Source organism: Streptomyces antarcticus, from assembly GCF_026627255.1.
Taxonomy (GTDB): Bacteria; Actinomycetota; Actinomycetes; order Streptomycetales; family Streptomycetaceae; genus Streptomyces; species Streptomyces antarcticus.
Map to the genome: position 1 here is coordinate 1 of NZ_JAPNLM010000069.1, position 5,900 is coordinate 5,900.

Sequence of the window (5,900 nt, forward strand, 5' to 3'; positions counted from 1 at the left end):
TGAGTGGAGGCCCTCGTGCTGGGGGTGGCGGGCCGTCAGGTCGGCGAGTTCGGCCAGGAGTTCGCTGTGCCGGCCCAGCCGCAGATCGGCGTCGATGCGCCGCTCGACCGTCACCAGGCGGCTTTCCCGCAGCCGCATCACCTCGATCTCCAGGACCGGGCCCAGGCGCACGTCGACCAGTGCCGGCCCCTGCCACAGCGCGAGCGCCGCGCGCAGCGCCGCCGCCGCGCCCTCGTCGTCGCCCCGCTCCACCAGGTCGTGGCCCCGCACGACGAGACGCTCGTACTCGTACACGTCCACCGACTCCGGCGGGATCTGCAGCAGATAGCCGCCGTGCCGGGTGGCCAGGACCTCCTTCGCGCCGCCGGGCCCGCCCGGGCCCATCGCGGTGCCCAGCCGGCGGCGGAGCTGGAGGATGTACGTCTGCAGGGTCGTCAGCGCGCTCTGCGGCAGTCCGGTGCCCCAGATCTCCTCCATGAGGGTGGGCACCGGCACCATCCGCCCCGGGTACAGCGCGAGGAGGGTGAGGATCTGCCGCGGCTTGCGGGCACTCGGAACGATCGAACCCCCGTTGACCTCGGCACTCAACGGACCCAGCACCTGTATCTTCACGGTCTCCTCCGCAAGTCGTCGCGTTCCCCTCGTCGCCGGGCGCCCGGTGTCCGGTGTCCGCGCCCGGCACCCGACACCCGGCACCCGGTGTCCGCGCCCGCTGTGTGCGTTCGGTGTGTGCGTTCGGTGTGTGCGTTCGGTCCGGGCACGGTAGCGAGCCCCGGCCGGTGTCACCGGATCCTCGAGCCCCCTTCGAGCCCGCCTCCACGACACGGCCCCGGGTACGGTCACGCCGGCCGCCGTACCCAGACCCCCTCACCGCCCCGCGAAACCCGGCCCCCGGGCACGCACCGGCACGAACGGGCAAGCGACAGGGGGAGAGTGCGGCGGTACGGGACCACGACGGCACGGCAGGCCGGGCGGGCACGGCAGGCGCGCAGGCGGGGTGGCGGGCGGGGTGCGGGGTGGCGGGCGGGTGCGCGGGGGCCGTGCCGGCGCCCGGGCCGGGGGGAGGACGGCCGGGAGGCTACCGGGGTGCGGCCGGGGCGGCGGCGGGCGCGGGCGTCGCGGTGCCCTCGGGCAGTACGTCCCCGTGGGCCGGGGCGCCGGCGCCGGCCGGGCCCGCGGCGTCCGCGCCGGCCGCCGGGTTGCCCGTGACACCGCGCGGGCCGGCGCCCGGCGCGGCGCTGCCCAGTGGTGCCGCCCACAGCGGCACCACGGCCTTACCGCTCACGGTCACCGGTCACCGGCTGCTCCGCACGGTCTCCGTGTCCCGAGCACCCTCCCCGGCACCGTCCCGAACGGCGTCCCGGGCGGCGCTGTCGTCACCGTCACCGGCACCCTCACCGTCGCCGCTTCCGTTGCCGCCACCGTCGCCGTCGCCGGGGAGCGGGGCGGGTTCAGGGCACCGGGGCGGGGCGGTCCGGTCGGCGGGTCCGGTGCCCGCGGCGGGTCCGGTGCCCGCGGTGTGCCCTGTGCCCGCGGTGTGTTCGGCGTCCATGGCGGCCGCGGCCTGTGTCCGGTACTCCCGTGCCCTGCCCTCGGCCACGAGGGCGGGCAGCAGCAGGGCCCACAGTGCCGTCACCTTCCGCTGGAGTTCCCCGTAGGGCATTCCGGTGCCGGACATGACCTCGATCCCGCACGCGGCGGCGACCACCAGTGCCTGCGCGCTGTCCCATGCGCGGCCCTGGGCGCGGAGTTCGCCCGCGTCGCGTGCCAGGCGCAGCAGGGTGGAGACGGCGGAGATCCAGGCGGCGTGGAAGTCGACCACGGCGGGCCGGGTGCCGGCCGGTCCCCGGGGCGGCGGGCCGCATTCCTTGGTGATCCGGAAGCTCGCCGCGACGGCCGGGTCCGCGTGGAGCGTCCACGCCAGCCAGTGCGTGGTGTCGATCAGTGCCTGCAGGGGCGGGGTCCCGGCCTCGCGCAGGGCCCGTACGGAGTCGTGCAGCAGCGCGCACCCGCGCTGTTGCACGGCTTCGGCGAGTTCGTCCTTGGAGGCGAAGTGGAAGTACAGCGCCCCTTTCGTCACCCCGGCCGCGCTCGCGATCTCTCCCAGCGTCGCGTTGGCGTAGCCGTTGCGGTGGAACATCTCGGCCCCGGCGTAGACCAGCCGCCTACGGGTCCGCTCCGACCTTTCCTGCACCGAGCCGTCTCCTCTCACCACCGACAGCGGGCCCCGCGGGCCCCGCGGCATCCAAGGCCCAAGGCCCTGGGCCCCTGGGGGGCCTCAGACCCGTACGAGCCGCTCGCCCCCGGAATCCGCCACGGACCCGGACCCGGGCCCTGACCCGGCCTCGGCGAGGCTTTCGGGGCCTGCCATCAGGATGGAGCGCTGCAGGCGGCGCAGTGCCACCGACGGCTCCAGGCCCAGTTCCCGCACGAGCGTGCCGCGCAGCCGCTGGTACACGTCCAGTGCCTCGCCGCGGCGGCCCGAGCGGTGCAGGGCGAGCATGAACTGCCCGTGCAGGTTCTCGTGGGTGCGGTAGCGGCTGGCCAGGACCGTCAGCTCGGCCAGGAGCTCGCGGTGGCGGCCCAGCCGCAGGTCGGCCTCGATGCGCTGGTCCAGGGCGCACAGACGGGTCTCCTCCAGCCGCCGGGTCTCCATGTCGAGCTGGACCCCGCCGGTCACGTCGGCGAAGGCGGGCCCGGACCACAGGGCCAGCGCATCGCGCAGCAGCCGGGCCGCGCCGGCGAAGTCCCCGGCGTCCATGGCCCGGTAGCCGGTACCGGCGAGCCGGTCGAACTCCCGCACGTCCAGGGTGCCGCCGCCGCTGCTGAGGAGGTAGCCGCCGGGCAGGGTGACCAGGACGTCCTTCGCGGTCCGCGCCGGAGCGTCCGGGCCGGCGCCGGCCGGGCCGTGTTCCAGGGCGGTCGCGATGAGGGCGCGTAACTGAAGGACGTACGTCTGGAGCGTCGTACGCGCGCTGCGCGGCGGTTCACCCGCCCACAGCTCCTCTATCAGGGCCGACACGGGTACCACCTGATCGGCATGGAGGGCCAGGAGGGCCAGGACCTGCCGGGGCTTGGGGGCGGTCGGCGTGATGGAGAGTCCGTTCTCCCGCACAGCCAACGCGCCGAGTACATCGATGTCCACGCCGTACTCCCCTGTCCTTGGATGAGTCGCACCGCCAGTAGAAAACAGGACCGACGGTTTGTCAATATCAAACCGGTCGTGCTGTTTTGGAGACCAGCGGTACGCCACCACCGCTCAAGTATGTTCCCTGAGCTGCGAGTTCACCTGTTTACGGCTGCCGGCGGTGCGGCCCGACCTCCTCGACGGCCCCTCAACGCGGGCCGGGGAGCCACCTCAGCCCCCACCGCAAAGAGACCACTTGGTCTGTTCTCTGGGGTCGTGGCACTCCCGCAGCGGCCGCCCGGACGGGCACGGCGGAGCAGGGGCGAGACGCCCCGCCGACGGCACACGGCGGGGGCAGGGCGAAGGCCCGTGCGCGGCACGGCGCGGAGCACGGCCGGGGAGAGGCTGCGGTGGGGCTCCAGTGGGGGTGTCGCGGAAGCCGCTCCGCCCACCCGGGGGGTGCGGTGTCCGGTGCGTGCGCCGGCAAGGCGGAGGGCGGTACCCGTTCCGGACGCACTCGGACGCACTCGGGCGGCCCGCGCGGCGCGCGCGGGACACCGCAACGGCAGGGACGGGGGTCCGGCGACGGCTCCTAGACCGGCTCCGGGGGCCGGGGGCCGCCCTCGGCGGGTCCGGCCGCCGATCCCTGGGGCAGCAGCGCGTCCAGGGTTCCGGCCGCCGCGAGCCGCGGCAGCATCAACGCCCAGAACCGGGTGAGGGTATGGGGCGCGACCCAGTCCCGCTCGCCGGCGCCCAGGACTTCCAGCCCCACCGTCGAGGCCACCACCGCACTCGCCGCGTCCCGCGCGCAGACCCCCTCGGCCAGGGCCCCCTCCCGCGCCGCGGCCCCCACCGCCTCCTGGACCCACAGCGTCCACTGCCGCCGCAGATCGACCCCGCTCCTGCGGGAGGCATCCGCGCACAGCCCGTACCCGGCCCGCACCACCACATCCCCCGCGAGCAGCGCCATCAGCGCGTGCGTGGAATCCACCAGCACCTGAAGGGAGTTCGGACCCGCAGACCCCCCGCACCGCCCCGCACCACCTCCGCCAGCCACACCCGCCGCACCCGGCACACCCGCCGCACCGGACACACCCTCCACGCCCCGCCCGCCCATCACCCCGGGGGAACCCGGCAGACCCGCCACACCGGACGCACCCGGTGCCCCCGGCAGTTCCGGCTCAGCCGCCGCCCCCGGCAGACCAGCCACACCGGGCACGCGGGGCACACCAGGCTCACCCGCCGTACCGGGCGCGCTGGGCTCACCAGGCTCAACAGGCGTGCCGGGCATGCGGGTGAAGGCCTGCCGGCCTGCGGTGATCTGCCGCAGGGCCTCGGCCGCCCGGTCCTCGACGGCCTGGGCGAGCGCGGTCTTGCTCTCGAAATGGAAGTGCAGACCGCCGGCGCTCACCCCGGCCCGGCGGCTGATCACCGCGATCGAGGCGGTGACGAACCCCTGCTCGGCGAACACCTCCGCGGCCGCGCGGACCAGAGATTCCCGCGTGCGGGCCGCACGCTCCTGCTTCGCCATGGAGTCTCCACAAACCGCCAACGCGGTTTGCCTCAGGGGGTACAAGATCTTCGCGGTCACAGTCTGCGGCCGCACCGGAGCCCGGCTCGCGTCCCGCTGGAGCCGCCGCCCGCCCGGCCGGAACCCGCCGCCCCGGCCCCGCCCGGCCACCCCGGCCCGCGCCTCCCGTACCGCCCGCACCTCCCGTACCGGCGGAGCGGCCCGTACCGCTGGAGCGAACCGGCGTCCCGCACCCGGAGCACGACGGCAGCGGAGGTGCGGCGGGGACACCACCGGTGCGGCGCGGTACCGGCCCGGGCGGGGTGGCGGGAGCGGCCCGGGCGGGGTGGCGGGAGCGGGCTCAGGAGAACGCCGGATCGTGCTCCTGCACCGGCCGCCCCGGCCCCGGTCCCATCTCCGCGGTCACCCGCTGCCCCCGGTCGGGGGCGATGTCGAGCCGCGCGAGCATCGCGGGCGTCGCGATGCTCGGGCAGATGTGCTGGTAGACGGCCGCCACCCGCTCCTCGATGTCCGTACGGTCGTTGAGGGTCTGGGAGTAGATCTGCACGCCCGTCCAGCAGGCCGAAAGGATCCACGCCGTCTCGGCCGGGTCCACGTGCGGCAGCAGCTCGCCCTGCTCCTTCGCCCGGCACAGCAGGGTCCGCGTGAACTCGATCCAGCCCGGCACCGACCCCCCGCCGAAGATCTCCCGCATCCCCGGCCCCAGCGAGAGCCGCGCCCCGGCACTGAGCATCGGCTCGCGCTTCATCCGGTACGCCAGCACCATCGCCACGTCCACGAGTTCCTGCAGCTTGCTCTCCCGGTGCGGCACCCCGCCCTCGGCGAACTGCTCGTCCAGGACACCCTGCGCCAGCTCCTGCTTGGAGGCGAAGTGGAAGTACAGGGCACCCTTGGTGACACCCGCCCGGGAGAGGATGTCGGCGATGGTGGCCGCGTCATAGCCACGCTCGTCGAAGACCGACGCCGCCGCCTCCAAGATCGCGCGACGCGTACGTACCGCACGCTCCTGCCGTGCCACGGTGCCTCCGTTGTCCGAGGGCTCGTACCCGCCCGACCCGCATACCGGATCGGCCACCCTCACTAAAACCAACCAGAAGGTCCGTATTTTATCAAGCGGCCCCCGACGGCCCCCCGGACACCACCCCCGCGCCACCACCCCCGCCGACCAGCCACCCTGATCAGCGTCCGCCGATCAGCCCCTGAAGCGGTCCCAGAGCCGGGGGAAGCGCGCCGCGCGCACGG

6 protein-coding genes are annotated in these 5,900 nt (G+C 75.0%); all 6 read right to left on the reverse strand.

Going from position 1 to position 5,900, the window contains the following annotated elements:
* Positions 1 to 612 (reverse strand): AfsR/SARP family transcriptional regulator (locus OTB16_RS38920; RefSeq protein WP_267727651.1); only part of this gene is annotated, 612 nt, incomplete at its 3' end.
* Between the two features lie 466 nt (positions 613 to 1,078).
* Complete coding sequence (locus OTB16_RS38925) at positions 1,079 to 1,285, reverse strand: hypothetical protein (RefSeq protein WP_267727653.1); 207 nt, start codon at positions 1,283 to 1,285, stop codon at positions 1,079 to 1,081.
* A gap of 9 nt (positions 1,286 to 1,294) precedes the next feature.
* Positions 1,295 to 2,194 (reverse strand): ScbR family autoregulator-binding transcription factor, encoded by a 900-nt coding sequence (locus tag OTB16_RS38930; RefSeq protein WP_267727655.1) that lies wholly within the window; start codon positions 2,192 to 2,194, stop codon positions 1,295 to 1,297.
* An 84-nt stretch (positions 2,195 to 2,278) separates the two neighbouring features.
* Positions 2,279 to 3,145, reverse strand: coding sequence for an AfsR/SARP family transcriptional regulator (locus OTB16_RS38935; protein WP_267727657.1), 867 nt, complete (start codon positions 3,143 to 3,145; stop codon positions 2,279 to 2,281).
* A 574-nt stretch (positions 3,146 to 3,719) separates the two neighbouring features.
* Positions 3,720 to 4,658: a TetR family transcriptional regulator gene (locus tag OTB16_RS39790; protein ID WP_420717888.1), complete on the reverse strand. Its 939-nt coding sequence runs from the start codon at positions 4,656 to 4,658 to the stop codon at positions 3,720 to 3,722.
* A gap of 340 nt (positions 4,659 to 4,998) precedes the next feature.
* On the reverse strand, positions 4,999 to 5,676 hold the full coding sequence (locus OTB16_RS38945; protein WP_267727659.1) for a ScbR family autoregulator-binding transcription factor: 678 nt from the start codon (positions 5,674 to 5,676) through the stop codon (positions 4,999 to 5,001).
* Between the last annotated feature and the right edge of the window lie 224 nt (positions 5,677 to 5,900).